Origin of the sequence: Halomonas sp. DP5N14-9 (assembly GCF_019802175.1) — a bacterium.
GTDB classification, from domain to species: domain Bacteria; phylum Pseudomonadota; class Gammaproteobacteria; order Pseudomonadales; family Halomonadaceae; genus Halomonas; species Halomonas litopenaei.
The window spans coordinates 38856-60223 of sequence record NZ_JAHVHR010000033.1 but is presented as its reverse complement, the minus strand read 5'-3'; the positions used below and the strand labels follow the sequence as shown (position 1 = coordinate 60223).

Here is a 21368-nt window from a genome sequence, read left to right as displayed (position 1 = left end):
ACGCCCCCGTCGCTGACGCCACGGGGGCGTTTTTGTGTGTGTCCCGCTGATCTCGGCCTGTCGGCGCGATCAGCGGGCGGTAATGAGATGGACATGACGCAACTCGATTCCTCTTCGGCCGTGCCCGCCAAGGCCACCACCCGTCGCCGCGACTGGTGGGCCGTGGTCAGTGTGATGGCCGGCATCTTCCTGCTGGTGACCGCCGAGCAGCTTCCCATCGGGCTCCTGTCCCAGCTTTCCTCCTCACTGGGCGTCAGCGAGGGCAAGGCGGGTTTGATGATCACCGTGCCCGGCGTAGTGGCGGCGTTCGCCGCGCCGCTGTTGCCGGTGGCGGTGGGGCGCCTCGATCGTCGCTACCTGCTGACCGGGCTGATGGCCTTGATGGCCCTGGCCAGTGTCCTCGGTGCGTTGATGGACAGCTTTGGCTGGCTGCTGGCCACCCGGGTGCTGATCGGCTGCTGCATCGGTGGCTTCTGGGCCATCGCCGGCGGACTCGCCGGCAGACTGGTGGCGCTCGAGCAGGTGCCGCAGGCGATGTCGCTGATCTTCAGCGGCGTCGCCGCGGCTACGGTGCTGGGGGTGCCGGCGGGGACCTGGCTGGGCGACGTCAGTGACTGGCGCACCGCCTTCGCCGCTCTTGGCGGCCTGAGTGTGGTGGTGTGCATCGGGCTGTGGCGCCTGTTGCCGAGCCTGCCCGCCCGCAAGCCGGTGCGACTGGCGAGTCTTGGTGGCCAGCTCAGGGTGCCCGGCGTGTGCATCGGCGCCCTGGCGACCGCGCTTATCGTGGTCGGCCATTTTGGCGCCTACACCTTCGTCAGCCCGATCCTGCAGCGTCTTGGCGGGGTAGCGCTGGGCGATGTCTCTCGCCTGCTGCTGCTGTTTGGCGCGGCGGGACTCGCCGGCAACTTCATTGCCGGTAGCCTCGCCGGTCGCCGGCCCTACCTCACGGTGCTGCTGATACCCTTGGTGCTGGCGGCCACGACCCTGGCCTTTCCCTGGCTGGGTACCCGCCCGTTCAGCGCCACGGTGTTGCTGATGTTGTGGGGGCTGGTGTTCGGCGGTATCTCGGTCAGCCTGCAGACCTGGATCCTGCGCTCGGCCACCAATCCCGAGGCGGCCACCGCCATGATGGCCTTCGTGTTCAACCTGTCGATAGGCCTCGGCGCCTTGTCCGGCGGCCAGGTGGTGGATGCGCTCGGGCTATCGGCGGTGCTGCTGGCGGCGGGAGGGCTGTTCGTGGCGGCGGCGCTGCTGATCGCCGTGACCCCTGCGCGGGTGGTCAGCCGGCAGGAAACCAGGCCGCCCGGGACGTCTTCGCGGACTTGATCCCGGGCATGGCGCAGGGCGTCAGCCCTTATGGCGAGTCGTGGCAGAGGGTAACCTCGGCTCGCTTTCGTTCTTGTTGTTTGATGATGGACTTACCGTGAGTCGAGGAGCCTCGATGTCTTCTTCCCTTGTTGTGCCAGCGAGCCTGCGTGGCTGGCTGGTGCTGGTGGCGGCCGTCGCCGTCTTTGCTGCGGGTATCTGGCCCGTGATCGCGCTGGTCAATCAGGCGCGGCTGGTGCTGGGCCTGCCGGCGCTGGTGGCCTGGAGCTACCTGATCCTGGTCGGCTGTACGCTGACGATGCTGCTGGGCAATCGTCTGCTCCATCGGGGTCAGGACGAAGCCGGCGAGCAAGCTGGCAATGGCGAAAAAGGCGCAAGGATCGGAAAGGTGGGAGAGGGCGAGGTCGACGATGAGTGAGTGGTTGCCGCTGAGTCTGACCCTTGGCTACGTACTGCTGGCCCTGGTCATCGGCCTGGGCGGTCGCGCCGGGCGCTCGTCGAACGCGCTGGAGGAGTGGGGCGTGGCCGGGCGCAGCATGGGCCCGGTGACGCTGTATCTGTTGATCGCCGCCGGCAGCGTCAGTGCCTACACCTTCATGGGGGCGCCGGGCTGGGCCTACGCCAAGGGCGTGCCGGTGTTCTACGTGGTGGTCTACCTGGGCTATCTGGCACTGGTGGCCTGGTACTTCGGCCCCCGGGTGTGGGCCTTCGGTGCCCACTTCGGCCATGTTACCCAGGCCAGTGCCATCGCCGATCGTTACCAGAGCCCGGGGCTCGGTGCGCTGGCGGCGCTGGTGATGGCGATCGGCTCCCTGGCCTACGCGGTGCTGCAGACCATCGGCTCGGCCTACATCCTCAACGTGATGAGTGGTGGGCGCATCCCGATCTGGCTGGGGGTGGTGATCGTGCTGGGCGCCATTGCGGTCTATCTCACCCTGCGCGGACAGCGGGCCATCGGTCGTACCAACGTCTTCCAGGGCATATTGATGTTCGCGGTGGCCTGGTCCGTCGGTCTGTGGGCCACCCACAGCGCCACCGGTCAGTGGGGATTTGACGAGGTGTACCGTCAGGCCCTCGCCGAGCGCCCGGCGTTTCTGACCCTTCCCGGCGCCGGTGGCGACATGAGCTTTGCCTTCTGGACCACCTCGATCATCGTCTCGATGCTGTCGTTCATGCCGCCGGTGTGGACCCAGTGGATGAGCGCTACCTCGGCGCGCACCCTACGGCTCTCTGCCACCTGGCTGCCCAGCTACTATCTGGTGATCCTGCCGCTGGTCACGGTGGGCTTTATCGGCGTCTTCGCCCTGCCGGGGCTCGAGCGGGCCGATACCGTGGTGCTCGAGTACGCCATGGCCAACTTGCCAGTGCTGCTGGTAGGGCTGCTCGGCGCCGGCACCCTGGCCGCCTCGATGTCCTCGTCCGAGCCCTTTATCCACTCGGTGGCGCTGAGCCTCAGCCGCGACGTGATCGGGCCCTGGGCAGGCTTCAGCGATGAGCGTGCCGGGCGCTGGGCCAAGCGCTTGATCGTGCCCTTGATGGCGCTGGTGATTGCGCCGCTGGCGATCGCCGAGCCGGGGAGTCTGGTGATGATCCTGCTGATCGGTCTCGGCTTCGCCTCCCAGGTGCTGCCAGCTTTCATCGGCATGTTCTTCTGGCCCCGGGCCAACGCTCGCGGCGTGACCGCCGGCATCCTCGCGGGCTTTGTGGTGACGGTGGCCTGCATCACCCTGTGGCCGCATCCGCTGGGCATCCATGCCGGCTTCTGGGGGCTGTTGGTCAACCTGCCGGTGTTCGTCGTGACGAGTCTTGCAAGCGCCCCCACCGATGAATCAGTGGTCGAGCGCTTCTTCCGACTGGCGGCGCCGGCCTGGGCGGAAAAGCGGTGGGGAGCCCACCGGGAAGAGCGTCAGGGTCGAGCGACAAGAGGTAGGGCGGTAGACAACGGGGTGTGATCCCTGGCGCCCGAGGCGACAGCGAGCGCGTCCTGGGGGGCGCTCAAAGTGGCATGAAAAAGGCCTCTGCTGGGCAGGGGCCTATCTGGGCAGTGCTTACTTCGCAAGTGCTTGATTGGCGAGGGCCTGTCGGTCAGCGCCCTCTGGCGTCGAGACGCCGATCAGCGCTCGATGGCGAGCGCCACGCCCTGACCGCCACCGATACACAGGGTAGCAAGGCCCTTCTTGGCGTCGCGGGCGATCATCTCGTGGACCAGGGTCACCAGCACGCGGCAGCCGGAGGCGCCGATCGGGTGGCCAAGGGCGATGGCACCGCCGTTGACGTTGATCTTGTCGGTATCCCAGCCGAGTTCCTTGTTGACCGAGATGGCCTGGGCGGCGAAGGCCTCGTTGGCCTCGACCAGATCCAGCTCATCGATGCTCCAGCCGGCTTTCTCGAGGCAGCGGCGGGTGGCCGGGGCCGGGCCGATGCCCATGATCGCCGGGTCGACGCCGGCGTTGGAGTAGGCCTTGATGCGTGCCAGCGGCTCCAGGCCGAGCTCCTTGGCCTTTTCGGCGGAACACAGCATGACCACGGCGGCGCCATCGTTGAGCGAGGAGGCGTTGCCGGCGGTCACGCTGCCGTCCTTCTTGAACGCCGGACGCATGGTGCCGAGTTTTTCTGCGGACACTTCGCGGGGGTTCTCGTCGGTGTCGAAGACCACCGGGTCGCCCTTGCGCTGGGGAATCTCGATCGGCACGATCTGGCCCTTGAAGCGGCCTTCCTTGATCGCGGCGGCGGCCTTTTGCTGGGAGGCGGCGGCGAAGGCGTCCATCTCCTCGCGGGTGACACCGTACTTCTCGCCGAGGTTCTCGGCGGTGATGCCCATATGGTAGTTGTTGAAGGCGTCCCACAGGCCGTCATGGACCATGGTATCGATGGCCTTCCAGTCACCCATGCGCTGGCCGTTGCGTGAATTGGGCAGCACGTGCGGGGAAGCCGACATGTTTTCCTGACCGCCGGCGATGATCACCTCGGCGTCGCCGAGCATGATCGCCTGGGCGCCCAGATGCAGGGCCTTGAGGCCGGAGCCACAGACCTTGTTGATGGTCATGGCGGGCACGGCGTCGGGCAGGCCTGCCTTGATGGACGCCTGACGGGCGGGGTTCTGGCCGACACCTGCGGTCAGCACCTGCCCCAGCAGGACCTCGTCGACCTGTTCCGGCTTGACGCCGGTCTGTGCCAGCACGTCCTTGATCACGGCGGCGCCAAGGTCGCTGGCGGGAATGCCGGCGAGGGAGCCACCGAAGGCGCCAACGGCGGTACGGCGTGCAGCAACGATCACCACTTCTTGCATGGAGTGTCTCCTGACTTTAAGGGGCTGTCCCGTCAGCATAGGGAGCCTTGTGCAACGCGGCAATCCCTGTATGCCCGGTTTCGACGGGGGACTTTAGTATAGCGATCAAGATCAATTCGCGAGCCGTTGTGGTCAATCGCGCATAGAGCACCGACGATCGCTAAAGTAGCAAAGAGTGGCGAAAAGACCACCGGTTGGCCTGGGGGGGGGCTGGACGAGTGTCTCGCAGCGCCCTGGCCCGGTCACTCGGTGGCGGCGACCCCCCGCTGGTGGCCTCGCCGCTCCAGGTTCAAGCGCTCGATGGCTGTCACCAGTTCGCTGGCGTGGGTGATGGCGATGGCGCCCTCCGGGGTGTGCTCCTCGTCGGGAAAGTGGTTGATGTGGATGACCTGCATGCCGGCCTTGAGTCCGGCTTCCACCCCTACCGCAGCGTCGTCGATCACCACGCAGTTCTCCGGTTCGGCGCCCATGCCTTCGGCGGCGGCGAGATACAACCCGGGGTCCGGCTTCCACACCTGCAACTCGTAGGCGCTGTAGAGATTGTCGCCGAAGTGCGGCGCCAGTCCACTGGTTGCCATGGCCAGGCGGATCTTGGCCAGCGGGCCGTTGGAGGCCACCGCCTTGGGGTGGCCGGAAAGCGCTGCAAGGGCTTCCGGGATGCCCGGAACCGGGGTCAGCTCGGCCTTCATGCGCGCGGCCATATTGTCCCGCAGGCGATCCTCCATGACGTCGCGCCGGGCGTCATCGAGGGCGCCGAAGCGTTGCTCGAGTTCTAGCACGATGTCGAGAAAGCGCACGCCGCGAAACTCCTCCATGTACTGCTCGGGCGTGAACGGCAGGCCGAAGTCGGGGAAGGTCTCGGCCATGGCCCGGGCGAGCAGCGGCTCGCTGTCGACCAGGGTGCCGTCGGAGTCGAACAGCAGGCAGAGGGGGGCGGTGGTGTCGGACATGGATACCTCAGAAAAGGAGGAAGGCCACGACAGTGGGGACGGTCGCGGCGGATGATGATCAGACGAAATCCGGCGCGATCAGGCGCGGGATTGCCAGAACGATGTCGGGAAAGACGATCAGCAGCAGAATCACTGCCAGCATTACCGCTAGATACAGCAGGGTGGTGGCGAGCGCTTTCAGCAGCGGAATGCCTCCGATCTTGGCGGAAATCATCAGGCAGAGTCCATAGGGCGGCGTAATGAGGCCGAGCCCCAGCGCCATGACGCCGATGACACCGAATTGCACCGGATGCACCCCGGCCTGCATCGCCAGCGGCTGGAAGATCGGTGCCATGATGGCCATGGCGGGCAGCGAATCCATGAAGGTGCCGATGAGCAGCATCACCAGCGTCATGATGATCAACAGGGTCACCGGGTTGGTGATGTTGACGCCTTCCATCAACTTGGGCGGGATCTGATAGAAGCTGATTAGATAGCCGAAGATGGCCGCGCCCACCAGACTGAAGAGCGAGAGCGAGCACAACCGCACGGTATCGGTCGAGGCATCGAGAACCTGGCGAAAGCTCAGCTCCCGGTAAACGATGAAACCCAGTATCAGAGCGTAGAGCACGGCGATTACCGCCGCTTCGGTGGGGGTTACGATACCCAGGGTAATACCGCCGATGATCACCACCGGGATGCCTGCGGCGAGTAGTCCGTCCTTGCTGGAGCTGGCCAGTTGGCGCCAGCTGGCTCGGGGGCGTACCGGCACCTGGTAGCGCCGCACGTAGCCCATGTTCATCAGCAACTGGGCGACGCCAATCATTACCCCCGGAAGAATCCCGCCCAAGAAGAGCCCGGCGATGGAAGTATTGGTCAGGGCGCCCCATACGATCATGTTGATCGATGGAGGAATGATGATGCCCATGACTGAGGATGCGGCGGTCACGGCCACAGCGAAGTGCGTGGGGTAGCCTTCACGCTGCATGGCCGGGATCAGCACGGTACCGACACCGGCACTGTCGGCGGTGGACGAACCCGACACGCCGGCGAACAGCATGCTGACCATGACGTTGACGTGGGCAAGCGCCCCCTTGACGTGACCGACGAGACGCATGCAAAGAGTGATCAGGCGGTCGGTGATGCGTGCGGCGTTCATCAGATTGCCGGCCAGCAGGAACAACGGCACAGCCAGCAGCACAAAGGAGTCCATGCCGTTGTACATGCGCTGGAACATGACCCAGTAGGTCAGGCGAGGATCGAGGATGACCATGCCTACTGCGGTCAGCACCAGGGCCATGGCGATGGGTACACCAACAACGATAAGCACGCCGAGCAGGCCAAACAGCAGCCATGGCAGGATAAAGATGGCATCCATGGAGATCATGATGGCCTCCCGGCGCCGGTACTCTGTTGAGGCGCATCCAGGTCGAGATGGTGTTCTTGCTGGGCCGCGATGGCCTCCTGCACGGGATCTGGCGTGTTCATGGCGGCTTCCATGGCATCAAGGCCGTCGAGCACGGCCCGGGCCAGACGCTCAAGTGCGAATAGCACAATGAACAGGCCACAGACCATAAAGGCCGAATAGACGAAGATCATTGAAAGCCCCGAGGCGGTAGCGCTGCGGCGCAGGCCTGAGGCGGCGAATTCCTGGCCATACACGACGAAGATGACACCGACTGCAAGGCATGCCAGGTCACGGATCCAGCGGGTTAGGCGATCGGCACGAGTGCCACGGGGAAAGGCCTCGAGTACGAAGTGGTCGGCGTGAAGCACGCCGATGGCGGTTCCCAGCATGATCATCCACTGGAAGGCAAACCGGCTGAATTCTTCGGTCCAGTAAAGGCGTGGCAGCAGCGGCAGGTTCCGGCTGACGATCTGGTAGATGATCATGGCGATAAAACCGAACAGCAACGCCAGCAATATCCAGTGCAGTAGTTTCTCGAGCGCGCGATTCGCGCGCGAGAGCACGTTCAGGAAGAGCCTCATGGTCTCATCCTCTTGAAGGTTGGCACCGGGGCTTGCCCCGGTGCGGGGGGGAGGTTACTCGGCGTTGACGATCATTTGATGCAGCTCGGTCAGGCCCATCTCCTCGATCACCTCGGCCAGCGGCTCACTGACGATTTCCTGCATCTTCTCGCGGTCGAGTTCATGCAGGGTCGCACCTTCTTCGACCAGCAGGTCGAGCGCCTCGGAGTCCTGATCGAGCTGTACCCCGCGGGCATAGCTTGCGGCCTGGTAAGCCGCATCCATGACCGCCTCCTGTTGCGCTTCGTCCAGCCGGTCCCAGGTCATCTCGGACATGGTCAGCAGGCGCACGGTGATGTCGTGTTCGGAAAGGCCGATGTGCGGCGCCACCTCATGGAAGCGCATACGGTGGATCCACTCCGCCTCGTTGAGCAGGCCATCGATGGCGCCCAGTTGCAGGCCGGTATAGATTTCCTTCCAGGCCATCACGGTGGGCTCGGTGCCGAGGGCAGACCAGGCGGTGATCAGCGGCTTGGTGGGGTTGGTGCGAAGCTTCATGCCCTCGAGATCTTCGAGGCTGTCGAGTGCCCGACTGGAGACGATCTGGCGCTTGCCACCGCCGAAGAATGCCAGCACCTTGACTCCGGTCTCGGCGGTGATCTGGTCGGCAATCTCACGGCCAACCTCACCGTCGAGCACGGTTTGCCAGTGCTCCTGGTCGCGGTATAGGAAGGGAATGGAGAAGACGTTGGCGGTATCCGAGAAGTCGGTGATCAATCCCGGGTTGATGATCGACATGTCGAGGGCACCCGCCATTTGCTGCTCGAACATTTCTGTCTCGTGCCCGAGCACGGAGTTGCCCATGATCTGCACACCGAGGTCGGTGTCGGCCTGTTCGAGCAGTTCCTTAAAGCGGGTGGCACCGAGATGGTAGGCAGTGTCCTCGGTGCCGCCGTGACCGAAGCGCAGATCGAAGGCTTGGGCGCTGGCACCGAGGCCGAGCCCGGCGAACAGGGTAGCGCCGACCAGCAGACCGTGGCCGAGGCGCGCAATGGAGGTGCGGGAAAGGGGCTTGGGGGTATGAGTCATGTAAACCTCGATTTATTGTGTTGTCAGGCGTTGGCCGATTCAGGGGATGGGGCCGGCCACCCCATGGATCTTCAGTCGTTCAGCACTTCGTCGTTGACTGGACTCAACGGGCGTTCGCCCTTGAGCGCCAGGCGGATATTGTCCACCGCGCGCTGGGCCATGGCGGTACGCGTCTCGTGGGTGGCCGAGCCGATATGGGGCAGGGCGACCACATTGGCCATGTGCGGCAGCGGTGAATCTGCGGGCAGCGGCTCCTGCTCGTAGACGTCGAGGCCGGCGGCGTGCAGGGTGCCGTCTTGCAGCGCCGCGATCATGGCGGCTTCGTCTACCACCTTGCCACGGGCCAGGTTGACGAAGATGGCGCCGGGCTTCATGCGCTGGAACTCGGCGGCGCCAAAGAGCTTTTCGGTCTCGCGGGAGAGCGGCACCGTGACGCAGACGAAATCGGCCTGCTCGAGCAGCTCTTCCAGCTCGCGTCGCTGGGCGCCGAGTTCTCGCTCGAGCTCAGGCTTGGGTGAGGCCTTGGTATAGAGGATCTTCATGCCGAAGCCCAGGGCGCCGCGGCGGGCGATGGCGGCGCCGATGCGGCCCATGCCGACCATGCCCAGGGTCTTGCCGTGGACGTCGCTGCCATAGAGCGGCTTGCCGATGCTTTCCTTCCAGTTGCCTTGCTTGACCAGCTCGGCCAGTTCGACGGCTCGCCGTGCGGTGCTCATGATCAGCAGAAAGCCCGTATCGGCGGTGGTCTCGGTCAAGACGTCAGGGGTGTTGCACAACAGGATGCCGCGGCGGGTCAGCTCGTCGAGGGGATAGTTGTCGTAGCCCACCGAAATACTGGCGATAGCCTCGAGGTTCGGCGTCCTGTCGAGCAGCGAGGAGGTGATCTTGAGGCTTGAACCAACCAGGCCATGAGCCCGTGACAGGGCGTCGACAAAGGCCGGGTCCTCGGTATGCGAGACGCCCGGCAGGTAGTCCACGTGGAACTCCTCGCGCAGGGCGTCGAGCTGCTCTTGGTTGATCTCGCGAAATACCAGGATGCGTTTGGTCATGGGGTGCTCTTGTCGTTGTGGTGCGGTGGGTTGCCGGCCGTCCTTTTCGGCATGGGGCAGCCGGGGGCCGCGTCGGGTGACGTCTGCCGAAGGCAAGGGGGCCTTCGGCAGTCGGCGCGTCAGGCCGCGGTTGCGGCTTCCAGTTGGTCCAGGCGCTCGCGGTCGGGGAGTCCTTCCATGTCGCCCGGTACCTGGACCTGCTCGGCGCCGATAAGGTTGGCGCGCTTGAGCGCCTGGCGTGGATCGAGACCATCGAGCATGGCGCTGACGAAGCCCACGGCGAAGCCATCCCCGGCGCCGACGGTATCAACCACCGTCTCCACCGGGACGCCGGCCACGGTGAAGGCTTCGTCTTGCCCTGTCAGGGTGCCGCGGTAGTAGCTGCCCTCCGGGCCTAGCTTGATCACCACGGCATCTGCACCCTGATCCAGGTAGAAGCCGGCGATATCGTGGGCGCTGGTCTGGCCGGTCAGCAACTGGCCCTCGGACAGACCGGGCAGCACCCAGTTGGCCTGGGCGGCCAGGCCGTTGAGGGTGTCGCGCATCTCGCTTTCGCTGGCCCACAGGGTCGGACGCAGGTTGGGATCGAAGGACACGCTGGTGCCATGCTGGCGGGCCTTTTCGAGCAGAAACTGCGAGAGTTCACGGCAGCTGGCGGACAACGCAGGCGGGATGCCGGTTGCGTGCAGATGGCGCAGGGTGCTGAAGTCGACGTCCTGGGCGTCGGCCGGCGACAGCTTGCTGGCGGCGCTGTTGTGGCGACGGTATTCGACTCGGGGATCCGCGCCGCCCACCGCGCGCTCCTTGAACACCAGACCGGTGGCGTGCTCGGCGTCGGTGATCAGGTGGCGACAGTCGAGGCCTTCGCGCTCCAGGCTCGCACGCAGGTAGCGGCCAAAACAGTCTTCGCCGACCCGACTGAGCCAGCCCACCTTGAAGCCCAGCCGTGACAGGCCGATGGCCACGTTGGTGTCGGCGCCGGCACAGCTGCGCGAAAAGCGCTCGACCTCGGCCAGGTCGCCCGGGGCGTCGGCGGCGAACAGCGTCATGGCCTCGCCGAAGGTAAGGATGTCAGGAGTGTTCTGGTTCATGAGGAGGTCTCTGAGGTGGAAGACGAAGAGGACACTGAGGAAGGCTCCGCAGTGACGGAAGGGGTGGCAGCGGGCTGGGTGGAGCCCCTTGCCGTCAGCGTCGGGGCGAAGGTCGCACGCTGCGGCGCCTGCCGAGGCCCGACGGCACGGGCGCGCAGGCAGTCGACGGCGGCCTGACCGATGGCACCGGTGGGCTGGGCAAGGGTGGTGATGCCCGGTTCGGTCAGGTCACACCACTCTAGCTCGTCGATGCCCATCAGCCCGATCTCTCCCAGGAGGTAGCCGAGGGCCTTCATGCGTCGGGTCAGTGCCAGGGTTACCTGGCCATTGGCGCAGAGGATCGCCGGGCGGGAATCGCCTGCGCTATCGACAAATCGAGCCAATGCCTGGTCCAGGCGTTGGCGATCGCCAAGCTCGATGACCAGGGTGTCGCCGGATAGCGAGCCGTCACGGCAGCGCTGGTTGAAGCGCTCCAGACGAGCTTGACGAGAGCTGGCCTGGGCCGGCGGTTCGGTAATGAACAACAGGCGCCCGTAGCCCTGTTCGCGCAAGTGCGCGATGGCCATGTCGATGGCGGCGTCGTTGTCGAGCCCTACCTCGTCGGCATGGACGTCGGCGAGGCTGCGATCGAGCAGTACCAACGGCGTGCCGCTGTCGGCCAGCTGGGCGAGGGCGTCGCTGTGGCGGCCGGTCGCGTTTACCACCAGGCCCTCGATACGGTAGGACGACAGCAGCGCCAGCTGCTGGCGCTCCTGCTCGAGGTCGTTATCGCTGTTGCACACCATCAACGACAGTCCCGCCTGACGACAGGCCTGTTCGACGCCATGCATGATCGCCACCGAAAAAGGATTGCGGATATCGGCCACCAGCATGCCGACCAGGCCGGAGGGGCCTCCCTTGAGGCCCCGGGCCATGGGATTGGGCTGGTAGCCCAGCGCAGTGGCGGCAGCGACGATACGCTCGCGCATGGCCTCGGACAGCCGTTCTCGTTCACCGCTGTAGTAGCGCGAGACGCTGGTCTTGGAGACGCCAGCCTGGCGGGCGACTTCGAGGATGGTGGCGGGTCGACGGCGGTCATTCATGGGGCGGCTCTTGGATAAGATGGCATCGTCCGTTTACAAGGGCGACGCTGGCGAGCCCTGTCGAGGTGAGCAGGCCAGGTGATGCGACAACGGCAGGACGTCGAGAAGTCCGTATGGGAACGTTCCCATTGGCTGACAAGCTTAGGCGCTAAAGGCCGAAGCCAGCAACAAGGCGTGCCTTAGACAATGGTCTCGAGGTGATGTAGAGCAATGAAAAGGCCCGACAATTGCCGGGCCTCAGGGTATATGCAGCGGAATTTAGCCGCTGGAGAGCATGGCGTGTCTGTCGCGATCCTTCTGCAGCCGTGAGATGACCGTCGGCAGCTGGAACATGCTGGTGATCATGTGGGCGCCTTCGGGCGTTTCTTCGGCATCGGCGAAGCGATTGAGGTGGACCACGGTCATGCCTGCGGCCAGGGCCGCGTTGACGCCGACGATGGCGTCATCGATGGCGATGCAGTCCTCGGCGGCGAAGCCCATGATGCTGGCGGCATGCAGGTACAGGCAGGGGTCCGGCTTCCAGCAGTTGGCCGTGTAGCCGCTGAACAGGCGATTGCCGAACACCTCGGTCAGGCCCACGGTGGCAAGAGAGGTGCGCACCTTGTTTTCGGGGCCGTTGGAAACCACGCCCATGGGGTAGTGCGACAGCGCGGCGAGGGCCTCGGTGGCACCGGCGATGGGGGTCAGGTCGGTGGCCAGGCGGCGGTTGAGGTTGGCGCGCATGCTCGCTTCCAGCACCTCGAGGTGGTCCGGATCGACCTGACCATGTTGTGCCTCGAGGGTGGCGACGATGTTGCGAAAGCGCGCGCCGCGAAAGTCGCCCATATAGTCCTCGGCCCGGAACGGCAGTCCGGCGGCGGAGAGGCTGACGGCCATCTCGGCGGCCAGCAGGGGTTCACTGTCCACCAGGGTACCGTCACAGTCGAACAGCAGGCAGAGGGGGCGAGCCATGGAGGCGACCTCGCGATTCGTTGCGTTATCGAACAGTGTTGCAGATTTCTGCGGAGTCTGCCTGTGTTCGAAGTCGAAAACCACAATTTTTGAACACTGTTTTTTCACGCTGCGCAGTCCGCACTATTGCGGTGCGGAAAAGGGGAATTTGAGGCGGCGAGGACCTCTTCGCTATGCTGAAACACTGCGGTGTTCGAAACACCACATTCTCGGGGCGGGATGGCCCCGGCCATGGTTCAAGGAGGTACTCATGAAAGAAGAGACACTGTGGTCCATCGTGGGATCCGCGGCCGCGGTGGGGGCCAGCGTGATGTCACGCAAGGCCGCCAAGCGTGCCTATCAAAAGGTATCGGACAAGGAACCGCCGGAAAATCCGGATCGCGACGACGTCGAGTGGCGCGAGGCGATCCTGTGGGGAGCCGCTACCGGCGTGATGGTCGGCGTGGCCCGCGTAGTGGGCCGTAGCGCCGGGCGCAAGGCGCTGGACAAGACCCGCAAGGGCGGGCGTTCTGCCAGGCTGCTGCCCGGCAAGCGTTGATCACAGTACAGCAAGGGGCGTCGCCCACCGCCCCTTCCTGGGTCAACCCGTCATGCCCTTGAGCACCTGGGCCGCGATGTGACCTGCTTCGCTGTGGTCGGGGATCGCCATGAAGGTGCTCTGGGAATAGGCGGGGTCGGGATAGCGGTAGAAGCCTTCGCCACTGGGCAGACCTAGCTTTCCGTTGGCAAGAAAATGCTGATGGAGGAAGTCGGCGTTGGCCCGCATTTCGTCGTTGTCGTCGACCTCGCCCCAGTGGTGGCTGACGTCGAAGCACGTCTTCATGCCGATGATGTCCATCATGCCGCAGGGCCCCGCTGCAGAGCTCCACATTTTCATGAAGGTGCGGTCGATCATCTCGGCGCTGCCGACGCCCTCACGCAGCAGGGTCAGGGAAGCTGTCAGCAGTGGCACCAGCCAGCTGTTGATCAGATAGCCGTTGCGCGGCTTTTCGACCGGGATGGGGATCATGCCGATGTCGATGGCGAAGCGCGTAACCGACTCCAGGGTAGTGAGTGATGTGCGTGGGTGAGCCATCACCTAGGCCACATTCATGATCCACACCAGGTTGGCGAAGTGCAGCGCGCAGTAGCGCTCCGGGCGTCCGCTGTCATCGGCGAAGTCGGCGGGCAGCAGGGTCGAGGAATTGGTTGCCACCAGGGTCTCGGGGCTGAGCAGCGGTGACAAGGTCCGGTACAGCTGGCGCTTGATCTCGGGATCTTCGGGTACGGCTTCGATCACCAGTTCGGCGTCGGCCACCGCTTCGGCCAGGTCGCTGGTGTAGGCGAGCCGCGCGCGGGTGGCGGCGATGGCTTCGGGCTTGGCGCCCACGTCGGCCTGATAGATGCCGGCGTAGTGGTCATGGCTTGCGCGGCAGCGCTCCAGCGCCGTGTCGTCGATGTCATAGACGATGACACTTTTGCCCTTGAAGGCGCTGTGCCAGGCGATCTGGCCACCCAGGACGCCGCCACCCAGCACGCACAGCCTGTGTGGTCCATTTTCGAGAGAAGAGGAAAGGCTCGGGGTCATGTTCTGTCTCCGTGCTGGATCAGAATCTTGGCGTGATCACCGGGATGGCGAAGCGTCTCGAAGGCCGCAGGGACCCCGTCGAGGGTGACGCGGTCGGTGATCAAGGGGGCGGCGTCGAGGCGGCCGTCGGCGAGGTCGGTGAGGGTGGCAGCGAACTCCTCGGGGCGGTAGCCGAACGAGAAGCTGAGGTCCAGCTCCTTGCCAATACCGACGATCGGCTCGATCTGATCGGTCTGCATGCAGACGCCGACCACCACCAGCCGACTTCTTGGTGGCAGGTCGAGCATGGTCCGGGCGATCAGACCGGGCACGCCGACACACTCGAAGGCCACGCAAGGCCTGGGCTGAGCGCCGATCGACAGCATTGCCATGGGGCCGTACATGTCGAAGCCCTGTGGCGCTTCTGCGGCCTCGAGCCAGCAATCAAAGGGGGCACGTTCGGCCGGATCGACAACGATATCGGCACCCAGGCACTCGGCCAGTTGGCGCCGATGGGGGGAGAAGTCGGTGGCCACCACCGGGCCAAAGCCGGCCGCCTTCAGTGCCATCACCACCGACAGGCCGACCGGACCGCAGCCGATCACGATCGGCACTTCGCCTCCGGCGAGCCGGGCTCTGGCGACGGCGTGGCGGCCGATGGCCAGTGGCTCGGTCAGTGCCGCCAGTTCGCTGGGCAAATCGCCGGGCACCTCCAGCAGACTGTGTTCCTGAAGGCGCATCAGCTCACCGAAGCCGCCGGGGTAGGCGTTGGCATAGCCGATGTGATGAAAGCCTTGGGCGTTGACCGCGTAGGGCACCGAGCAGACGCGGGTTCCGGCCTTGTATCGCTTGTCGCTGCCGGTGCCGTGGTCGAGGATCTCGGCACAGAATTCGTGGCCGAAGACCACGCCCTGGTCCGGTTCGAAGGCTACTGGAACGCGGCCCTTGCGAAGCCCCGCCAGCGCATCGTGACAGTGATCTGCCATGTGCAGATCGCTGCCGCAGATACCGCAGGCCAGGGTCTTGACCAGCACTTCTCCCGCTTCCGGCGTCGGGTCGGGCAGTGACTCGAGGCCGAGTCGCTCGTTGCGCAGGACGATCGCGCGCATGGGGAATCTCCTTGGCGTCGATGACGGGCCCCGCGGCACCTGCCTGGCGGGACACATACCGAGCGCAATTGTTGTAGGGAGTCTTGTCGATTGACGCCGCGTGGAGGCGTGATCTTGGCGGGCTAGCGCGGCGCGTCGGTGTAGTGCGGTTGGGGAGGCGTGACATAGCGCGCCGGGTCGAGGCCGCGCTCGGTGATCAGCGCATCGATGAGCCCCATGATGCTGCTGGCGTCCATCAGCCCCAGATAGTTGCCTTGCTGATCGAAGTTGACGTTGGCGCCCTCGACGACCATGAAGGTGTCGGTGATCCCGTCATTGTCGGCGGGAGTGGCGAAGGTATGGATGGAGCCGCCGGGCTCGTACAGGTAGCAGCCGGCGGTCTGGGGTTGATCGGGATACTCGAGATAGTGCCAGCGTCCCGACAGGGTGAAGAAGTGCACCGTACCGGTGTGGTAGTGCTTGGGCAGCACCACACCGGGTTTGAACTTCACCCGCAGCACCCAGACGCCGTTGTGCGGGTCGAGAAACAGCGGCTGGACGTCGACGCCGGGGATGCCTGGCAGCGCGTCTTCATAGATGGGGAGTTCCTGGGTATCCAGGGTCAACAGGGCATCATGGGGCGAAATCTGGAAAGGAAATGGCATCTTGTTGTCGCTCTTTTCGTGGATGGATCAAAGAAACGTCTTCGAAGCATCATCCTCGTCTGCCAGACATCCTCCGATTTGACATTTGATGACAAGGATTTGACCTAGCGCGACACTTAGGGCTAGACCTTAGATGGAGAGGGCTTGTCTGAAAAGTGCCTGCGCTCGGTAATACGGCGTTAAAAATCGGATCAAAATGCTCATTTACACCCCGTAAACTGCGCTTTCTCACCGATTTTTGCCTTGTCTAACCTTCGCTCGTCGACTTTTCGGACAGCGCCTAGGCCAAGCGCGCTGGAGGCAAGAGCCCCAGGATCAACCGCCTCGAAAACGATGAACCGCTTCGAAAATTGAAGAGAGAATCAGCATCCGAGCAACGTAGGTGGTAAGGAAGTCAGGCTGAGGGAGAGAGCATGGCCGACTATTCGCGAGCGTCGTCACTGCACGGTTTCGCCAACTTCGCGCGCCAGCAGGGCATCGACCCCGAGGCCCAGCTTGCTAGGGTGGGGCTATCGCTCTCGTTGCTGGAGTCGCCGGAAAGCATCATCGAGTTCTCGAGTCTGGCGATGCTGCTCGAAAACTGTGCCGAAGCATCCGGGGATTCGCTGTTCGGCCTGAAGTTCGGCCAGTACCAGGGAGTCGATATCTTCGGACCCTTGCTCTACCTGATTCAGAATGCCGCTACGGTCGGCCTGGCGCTGGAGGCGCTGGCAGATCACTTTTCCGCCCACTCGAGCAGTGCGGTCATCGACATCGAACGTGGCCCACGCCAGGCCTTTCTCAGCTACACCATGGTGGGGGGCGGGGCGGCTCCCGGTCGCCAGATCAGCGAGTTGCCGGTAGGCGTCGGCCAGCGCCTGCTGTCGTTGCTGCTGGGGCCGCAGTGGCGTCCCAGGGCCATCTATCTGGCGACGTCCCCCAGCGTGCCTGCGCTCCTGTATCAACGTTTGCTGGGGGTGGTGCCGACCTTCAACAGCCCTTCCGATGGCTGGCTGCTGGAATGTTCCGACCTCGAGCGTCCTCTGGTGACCGCCGACGGACGTCTGCATCGCTTGATGGAGCAGTATCTGACCTATCGGCCGGAACAACTCCCTCAAGATCTGGTCGATGAAGTGTCGTGGCAAATCCGTCAGCAGCTGGGGCAGGGGGGCGCTGGACTCGATGACATCGCCAGGCGACTGGCGCTGAACCCGAGAACGCTGCAGCGACGTCTGGCCACCAGGGGGCGATGTTTCCAGGATCTGGTCGATGAGGTCCGCAGGCAGTTGGCGATTCATTATCTTCGGGAAACGTCGCTGCCGTTGACCGATATCGCGAATCTGCTGGGCTACTCCGAGTTGAGCGCGCTGACGCGAGGTTGTCGCCGCTGGTTTGGGGTTGCGCCGAGTCGCTGGCGCCAGCACCAGCGGCGGAGATCGAACGGCGCAGGTTAGGCGCTGGTCTTTGAGTCGGCAGCCCGGGTGGTGGGCGCGAGGCGATTGCGCTGAAGTGCGCTTAGGTTATCGCTTCAGCACAGCTGCAGCCGGGTGTGGTCCGAAGGATGTGTTTCACTCTCCATGGGGACGGCCCGTGTACCCCTGATGTGGCCATGCCAAGGGGCGCCCAGGTCTTGGTGGACACTAGACTTGTTGCTGCTGACATCACTGTCATCAAGGTTGCCATCAAGAGAGCTATCACCATGAGCGAAGGAGAGGCGCGACGATGACGCCGCTATGGAAGGCATATCGGTTTACGCGCCGCGAGCAGCATGCCGCGGAAGCGGCCAGATCACGGGAGTCGCTGATCCAGATCCTGGATCGCGCCCGGGACGAGGACGTGTCGCTCAATCCGCGTCCTTCCTCCACGATTCTGGCGCTGGGGCTTCTCTGCCTGTTGCTGGGCACGCTCGGCTTTATCATCACCCTGGCGGGAGGGCTCTCCTGGCCGTGGCTGATTCCGCTGGCGCTGGTCGGGGCAGCCTTGCTGGGTTTCGACTGGCACGCCACCGAGCGGGTGGCCGCCTTCCTGCGACTGTTGGTGCGGCGTGCGGCGGAGCTCGACTTTAGACTGGCCGAGCCCGATGTCGATCTTGATGCGATGCTGACGACGCTCCGGCGAAAGATCACCGACTTTCAGCGTACCTATGCGGACAATGGCGAGCTTGAGTACTGCCGCAGGGCGGCCGATGAGCGCGTCGGTGGCGAATACTGGGTCTATCGCTTCGCCTATGACGAGGGCATGGACAAGGACCGTCGGACCTATCATCGCAACGGCCTGATCTGCGATCTCTTCGAGGTGGCGGCGGTGGATCTTTGCAACCCGCGAGAGGGCAAGTGGCGACTGTTGCACCACGGTTCCACCGGCGAACGCTGGGGAGAGGGCGCCTTTTCTCGCTATTTCGTCGCCTGCACGGCGGAACATGACGCCCTGGCGGCGTTTCTTACCGATGATGTCGTTGACTGTCTCGTGCGTCTTGCCCGCAGTTATCCGGAACTGAACGTTCAGGTCACCCGGGATCATCTGCTGTGTCTGACCTGGTCCGGCGAAGACCCCTACGCGCGGTTATTCGAGCCTGTCTCGGTGGCGCCTGCTGCGCGGCGGGCACCCTTTACCTCGAGCCAGGCGCCGGGGGAAGACCCCGATGAGGTCTATCGGGCGCTTGAAAGGCGACTGCGTGCTCCGCGCCATCTCACCGCGCTGGAGCCGCTGCTCAATGCCATCGAGGACATTCGCGCCGAGCTACCGGTGTCCTCGGCCCGCACGGAGGCCAATATTCCGTTGCGGCGACGGCTGGAAGAGTCTACCTGCTGACACCTGACGAGCGGTTTGGTGTTGTACCAGCGGCGCACAACGAAACGCCCCAAGCCTTGCCGGCATGGGGCGTTTTGCGTTACCGCTGCGGGAACCTGATCGACGCTTACTTCACCTTTGGATCAAGTTCACCTCGGGCGTAGCGCTCGAACATGCCTTCCAGGCTGATCGGCTTGATCCTGCTGGCGTTGCCGGCGGTGCCGAAGGCTTCGTAGCGGGCGATGCAGATGTCCTTCATGGCGCTGACGGTAAGCTTGAGGAACTTGCGCGGGTCGAACTCTGCCGGGTTCTCGGCCAGGAAGCGACGTACCGCACCGGTCGAGGCCAGACGCAGATCGGTGTCGATGTTGACCTTGCGCACGCCGTGCTTGATGCCCTCGACGATTTCTTCCACCGGGACGCCGTAGGTCTCGGGGATGGCACCACCGTTGGCGTTGATCACCTCGAGCCACTCCTGGGGCACGCTGGAGGAGCCGTGCATGACCAGGTGGGTATCCGGGATGCGCTCGTGGATTTCCTTGATACGCTGGATCGACAGGGTGTCGCCGGTGGGCGGACGGGTGAACTTGTAGGCGCCGTGGCTGGTGCCGATGGCGATGGCCAGGGCGTCGACGCCGGTGGCCTTGACGAAGTCGGCGGCCTCTTCCGGGTCGGTCAGCAGCTGGTCGTGGCTCAGCTTGCCCTCGGCGCCGATGCCGTCTTCCTCACCGGCCATGCCGGTTTCCAGGCTGCCCAGGCAGCCGAGCTCACCTTCTACCGACACGCCACAGGCGTGGGCCATCTCGACGGTGCGGCGGGTGACGTCGACGTTGTAGTCGTAGTCTGCCGGGGTCTTGCCGTCCTCGCCCAGGGAGCCGTCCATCATCACCGAGGAGAAGCCGAGCTGGATCGAGCGCTGGCACACAGCGGGGCTGGTGCCGTGGTCCTGGTGCATGACCACCGGAATATGCGGAAACTCTTCCACGGCGGCCAGGATCAGGTGGCGCAGGAAGGGGGCGCCGGCGTATTTGCGGGCGCCGGCGGAGGCCTGCAGAATCACCGGGGAGTCGGTGGCGTCCGCGGCTTCCATGATGGCGCGAACCTGCTCGAGGTTATTGACGTTGAAGGCCGGCACGCCGTAGCCATGTTCGGCGGCGTGGTCCAGCAATTGGCGCATACTGACGAGTGCCATGGAGGTACCTGATTCTTGAAGAGGTCGAGAGCGCGATGCTGTCGCGCCCATGTCGCTTGGGTTGTCAAAGGGCCGGCGATGGCCGGCCCCGGGGCTTAGGCTTGGTAGAAAGCACCGACGAGCGCCGCTGCTTTTTCGGCAAACCTCAGCGAGCGGCGGCCTCGAGGGCGCTGACCGCCGGCAGTTCCTTGCCCTCGACGTACTCGAGGAAGGCACCGCCTCCGGTGGAGATGTAGGACACCTGCTCGGCGATGCCGTACTTGTCGATGGCTGCCAGGGTGTCACCGCCGCCGGCGATGGAGAAGCCGTCGCTTTCGGCGATGGCCTTGGACAGGGCCTCGGTGCCGCCACCGAACTGGTCGATCTCGAACACCCCGACGGGGCCGTTCCACAGGATGGTGCCGGCGCTCTTGAGCATGTCGCCCAGGCGGGCGGCGGTATCCGGGCCGATGTCGAGGATCATTTCGTTGTCGGCGACCTGGTCCACCGGCTTGGTGACGGCTTCGGCGGAGTCGGAGAACTCGGTGGCCACGACCACGTCGGTGGGCAGCGGAATCTCGACCCTGGCCATCAGCGCCTTGGCCTTGTCCACCAGGTCGGCCTCGTAAAGCGACTTGCCGACGTTGTGACCCGCCGCGGCGATGAAGGTGTTGGCGATACCGCCGCCGACGATCAGCTGGTCGCACTTTTCGGACAGGGCGTTGAGCACCTCGAGCTTGGTCGAGACCTTGGAGCCGCCGACGATGGCGGTCATCGGGCGCCTGGGAGTCGCCAGTGCCTTTTCCAGGGCATCGAGTTCGGCGGCCAGCAAGGGGCCCGCGCAGGCGGTCGGTGCGAAGCGGGCCACCCCGTGGGTGGAGGCCTGGGCACGGTGGGCGGTACCGAAGGCGTCCATCACAAAGACGTCACACAGCTCGGCGTAGCGCTTGGCCAGGGCTTCGTCGTCCTTCTTCTCGCCCTGGTTGAAGCGCACGTTCTCGAGCAGTACCACGTCGCCGTCTTCCAGGCTCGGTTCCTGCTCGAGATAGTCGGTCACCAGGCGCACGGGGCAGTCCAGCAGGTCACCGAGGTAGGCCGCCACCGGTGCCAGGGTGAACTCGTCGGCCGGCTCGCCTTCGGTGGGGCGGCCCAGGTGGCTCATCAGCAGCACCTTGGCACCTGCGTCGCGAGCTGCCTTGATGGTCGGCAAGCTGGCGCGCAGACGGGCATCGCTGGTCACCTGGCCGTGTTTGACAGGTACGTTGAGGTCTTCGCGAATCAGTACCCGCTGACCCTTGAGGTCGAGATCGGTCATCTTGCGCACGTTCATGTCGGCAGATCCTCGTCTGGAAAGT

The 21368-nt window shown here is 64.6% G+C and carries 21 protein-coding genes; 6 read left to right on the top strand and 15 right to left on the bottom strand.

Going from position 1 to position 21368, the window contains the following annotated elements; all coding sequences use genetic code 11:
* The first annotated feature begins 93 nt into the window (after positions 1-93).
* The 3 genes from KUW00_RS19210 to KUW00_RS19200 all read left to right on the top strand — a co-directional run bounded on the left by KUW00_RS19210 (position 94) and on the right by KUW00_RS19200 (position 3278).
* A complete protein-coding gene (locus KUW00_RS19210; RefSeq protein ID WP_222569901.1) occupies positions 94-1326 on the top strand; it encodes an MFS transporter in 1233 nt (410 codons plus the stop codon).
* 115 nt (positions 1327-1441) lie between these two features.
* The gene (locus tag KUW00_RS19205; RefSeq protein WP_222569900.1) at positions 1442-1744 is read left to right on the top strand and encodes a hypothetical protein; all 303 of its coding nucleotides are present in this window, start codon (positions 1442-1444) and stop codon (positions 1742-1744) included.
* A complete protein-coding gene (locus KUW00_RS19200; RefSeq protein WP_222569899.1) occupies positions 1737-3278 on the top strand; it encodes a sodium:solute symporter in 1542 nt (513 codons plus the stop codon). Before KUW00_RS19205 ends, KUW00_RS19200 begins: the two co-directional genes overlap by 8 nt.
* A 161-nt stretch (positions 3279-3439) precedes the next feature.
* Here the strand turns inward: KUW00_RS19200 and KUW00_RS19195 are convergent, their stop codons facing one another.
* The 9 genes from KUW00_RS19195 to KUW00_RS19155 form a co-directional block, all read right to left on the bottom strand.
* Positions 3440-4615, bottom strand: coding sequence for an acetyl-CoA C-acetyltransferase (locus KUW00_RS19195; RefSeq protein WP_045992260.1), 1176 nt, complete (start codon positions 4613-4615; stop codon positions 3440-3442).
* A gap of 242 nt (positions 4616-4857) precedes the next feature.
* Positions 4858-5565 carry an HAD family hydrolase gene (locus tag KUW00_RS19190; protein ID WP_108450006.1) on the bottom strand — a complete coding sequence of 236 codons (708 nt, stop codon included), beginning with the start codon at positions 5563-5565 and terminating at the stop codon, positions 4858-4860.
* A 58-nt stretch (positions 5566-5623) separates the two neighbouring features.
* Entirely contained in the window at positions 5624-6931 is a 1308-nt protein-coding gene (locus KUW00_RS19185) for a TRAP transporter large permease (protein WP_108131780.1), read from the bottom strand.
* The gene (locus KUW00_RS19180; RefSeq protein WP_108131779.1) at positions 6928-7533 is read right to left on the bottom strand and encodes a TRAP transporter small permease; all 606 of its coding nucleotides are present in this window, start codon (positions 7531-7533) and stop codon (positions 6928-6930) included. The genes KUW00_RS19185 and KUW00_RS19180 overlap by 4 nt, the downstream gene beginning before the upstream one ends.
* 54 nt (positions 7534-7587) lie before the next feature.
* Positions 7588-8601, bottom strand: a complete 1014-nt coding sequence (locus KUW00_RS19175; protein WP_222569898.1) for a TRAP transporter substrate-binding protein — start codon at positions 8599-8601, stop codon at positions 7588-7590.
* 71 nt (positions 8602-8672) lie between these two features.
* Complete coding sequence (locus KUW00_RS19170; protein WP_222569897.1) at positions 8673-9650, bottom strand: 2-hydroxyacid dehydrogenase; 978 nt, start codon at positions 9648-9650, stop codon at positions 8673-8675.
* A 119-nt stretch (positions 9651-9769) separates the two neighbouring features.
* A complete protein-coding gene (locus KUW00_RS19165) occupies positions 9770-10741 on the bottom strand; it encodes a sugar kinase (RefSeq protein ID WP_045992257.1) in 972 nt (323 codons plus the stop codon).
* Positions 10738-11823, bottom strand: coding sequence for a LacI family DNA-binding transcriptional regulator (locus tag KUW00_RS19160; protein ID WP_222569896.1), 1086 nt, complete (start codon positions 11821-11823; stop codon positions 10738-10740). Before KUW00_RS19160 ends, KUW00_RS19165 begins: the two co-directional genes overlap by 4 nt.
* A gap of 258 nt (positions 11824-12081) precedes the next feature.
* Positions 12082-12774, bottom strand: coding sequence for an HAD-IA family hydrolase (locus tag KUW00_RS19155; protein ID WP_045992255.1), 693 nt, complete (start codon positions 12772-12774; stop codon positions 12082-12084).
* A gap of 250 nt (positions 12775-13024) precedes the next feature.
* Here KUW00_RS19155 and KUW00_RS19150 point away from each other — a divergent pair, with 250 nt between their 5' ends.
* On the top strand, positions 13025-13312 hold the full coding sequence (locus tag KUW00_RS19150; protein ID WP_052704310.1) for a DUF4235 domain-containing protein: 288 nt from the start codon (positions 13025-13027) through the stop codon (positions 13310-13312).
* Positions 13313-13354: 42 nt separating this feature from the next.
* Here KUW00_RS19150 and KUW00_RS19145 read toward each other — a convergent pair whose 3' ends face one another.
* From KUW00_RS19145 to KUW00_RS19130, 4 genes are all read right to left on the bottom strand, one after another.
* Positions 13355-13849 carry a 3-hydroxyacyl-CoA dehydrogenase family protein gene (locus tag KUW00_RS19145; RefSeq protein WP_222569895.1) on the bottom strand — a complete coding sequence of 165 codons (495 nt, stop codon included), beginning with the start codon at positions 13847-13849 and terminating at the stop codon, positions 13355-13357.
* 3 nt (positions 13850-13852) lie between these two features.
* Positions 13853-14341 carry a 3-hydroxyacyl-CoA dehydrogenase NAD-binding domain-containing protein gene (locus KUW00_RS19140; RefSeq protein WP_222569894.1) on the bottom strand — a complete coding sequence of 163 codons (489 nt, stop codon included), beginning with the start codon at positions 14339-14341 and terminating at the stop codon, positions 13853-13855.
* A complete protein-coding gene (locus tag KUW00_RS19135) occupies positions 14338-15429 on the bottom strand; it encodes a zinc-binding dehydrogenase (RefSeq protein ID WP_222569893.1) in 1092 nt (363 codons plus the stop codon). Before KUW00_RS19135 ends, KUW00_RS19140 begins: the two co-directional genes overlap by 4 nt.
* A gap of 122 nt (positions 15430-15551) precedes the next feature.
* On the bottom strand, positions 15552-16073 hold the full coding sequence (locus KUW00_RS19130) for a 2,4'-dihydroxyacetophenone dioxygenase family protein (RefSeq protein ID WP_222569892.1): 522 nt from the start codon (positions 16071-16073) through the stop codon (positions 15552-15554).
* A 413-nt stretch (positions 16074-16486) separates the two neighbouring features.
* Between KUW00_RS19130 and KUW00_RS19125 the strand changes: the two genes are divergently transcribed.
* Both KUW00_RS19125 and KUW00_RS19120 read left to right on the top strand, forming a co-directional pair.
* Entirely contained in the window at positions 16487-17506 is a 1020-nt protein-coding gene (locus KUW00_RS19125; RefSeq protein ID WP_108131769.1) for an AraC family transcriptional regulator, read from the top strand.
* Between the two features lie 268 nt (positions 17507-17774).
* Positions 17775-18863: a hypothetical protein gene (locus tag KUW00_RS19120; RefSeq protein WP_045992250.1), complete on the top strand. Its 1089-nt coding sequence runs from the start codon at positions 17775-17777 to the stop codon at positions 18861-18863.
* A 106-nt stretch (positions 18864-18969) separates the two neighbouring features.
* On the opposite strand, the gene fba is transcribed toward KUW00_RS19120, so the two are convergent.
* Both fba and KUW00_RS19110 read right to left on the bottom strand, forming a co-directional pair.
* A complete protein-coding gene (gene fba, locus KUW00_RS19115; RefSeq protein ID WP_045992249.1) occupies positions 18970-20034 on the bottom strand; it encodes a class II fructose-bisphosphate aldolase in 1065 nt (354 codons plus the stop codon).
* A 145-nt stretch (positions 20035-20179) separates the two neighbouring features.
* On the bottom strand, positions 20180-21343 hold the full coding sequence (locus tag KUW00_RS19110; protein ID WP_045992248.1) for a phosphoglycerate kinase: 1164 nt from the start codon (positions 21341-21343) through the stop codon (positions 20180-20182).
* Between the last annotated feature and the right edge of the window lie 25 nt (positions 21344-21368).

Coding starts and splice junctions, on each gene's coding strand:
- KUW00_RS19210 (WP_222569901.1), top strand. CDS start 94: ATGACGCAACTCGATTCCTCTTCGGCCGTGCCCGCCAAGGCCACCACC.
- KUW00_RS19205 (WP_222569900.1), top strand. CDS start 1,442: ATGTCTTCTTCCCTTGTTGTGCCAGCGAGCCTGCGTGGCTGGCTGGTG.
- KUW00_RS19200 (WP_222569899.1), top strand. CDS start 1,737: ATGAGTGAGTGGTTGCCGCTGAGTCTGACCCTTGGCTACGTACTGCTG.
- KUW00_RS19195 (WP_045992260.1), bottom strand. CDS start 4,615: ATGCAAGAAGTGGTGATCGTTGCTGCACGCCGTACCGCCGTTGGCGCC.
- KUW00_RS19190 (WP_108450006.1), bottom strand. CDS start 5,565: ATGTCCGACACCACCGCCCCCCTCTGCCTGCTGTTCGACTCCGACGGC.
- KUW00_RS19185 (WP_108131780.1), bottom strand. CDS start 6,931: ATGATCTCCATGGATGCCATCTTTATCCTGCCATGGCTGCTGTTTGGC.
- KUW00_RS19180 (WP_108131779.1), bottom strand. CDS start 7,533: ATGAGGCTCTTCCTGAACGTGCTCTCGCGCGCGAATCGCGCGCTCGAG.
- KUW00_RS19175 (WP_222569898.1), bottom strand. CDS start 8,601: ATGACTCATACCCCCAAGCCCCTTTCCCGCACCTCCATTGCGCGCCTC.
- KUW00_RS19170 (WP_222569897.1), bottom strand. CDS start 9,650: ATGACCAAACGCATCCTGGTATTTCGCGAGATCAACCAAGAGCAGCTC.
- KUW00_RS19165 (WP_045992257.1), bottom strand. CDS start 10,741: ATGAACCAGAACACTCCTGACATCCTTACCTTCGGCGAGGCCATGACG.
- KUW00_RS19160 (WP_222569896.1), bottom strand. CDS start 11,823: ATGAATGACCGCCGTCGACCCGCCACCATCCTCGAAGTCGCCCGCCAG.
- KUW00_RS19155 (WP_045992255.1), bottom strand. CDS start 12,774: ATGGCTCGCCCCCTCTGCCTGCTGTTCGACTGTGACGGTACCCTGGTG.
- KUW00_RS19150 (WP_052704310.1), top strand. CDS start 13,025: ATGAAAGAAGAGACACTGTGGTCCATCGTGGGATCCGCGGCCGCGGTG.
- KUW00_RS19145 (WP_222569895.1), bottom strand. CDS start 13,849: ATGGCTCACCCACGCACATCACTCACTACCCTGGAGTCGGTTACGCGC.
- KUW00_RS19140 (WP_222569894.1), bottom strand. CDS start 14,341: ATGACCCCGAGCCTTTCCTCTTCTCTCGAAAATGGACCACACAGGCTG.
- KUW00_RS19135 (WP_222569893.1), bottom strand. CDS start 15,429: ATGCGCGCGATCGTCCTGCGCAACGAGCGACTCGGCCTCGAGTCACTG.
- KUW00_RS19130 (WP_222569892.1), bottom strand. CDS start 16,073: ATGCCATTTCCTTTCCAGATTTCGCCCCATGATGCCCTGTTGACCCTG.
- KUW00_RS19125 (WP_108131769.1), top strand. CDS start 16,487: ATGGCCGACTATTCGCGAGCGTCGTCACTGCACGGTTTCGCCAACTTC.
- KUW00_RS19120 (WP_045992250.1), top strand. CDS start 17,775: ATGACGCCGCTATGGAAGGCATATCGGTTTACGCGCCGCGAGCAGCAT.
- fba (WP_045992249.1), bottom strand. CDS start 20,034: ATGGCACTCGTCAGTATGCGCCAATTGCTGGACCACGCCGCCGAACAT.
- KUW00_RS19110 (WP_045992248.1), bottom strand. CDS start 21,343: ATGAACGTGCGCAAGATGACCGATCTCGACCTCAAGGGTCAGCGGGTA.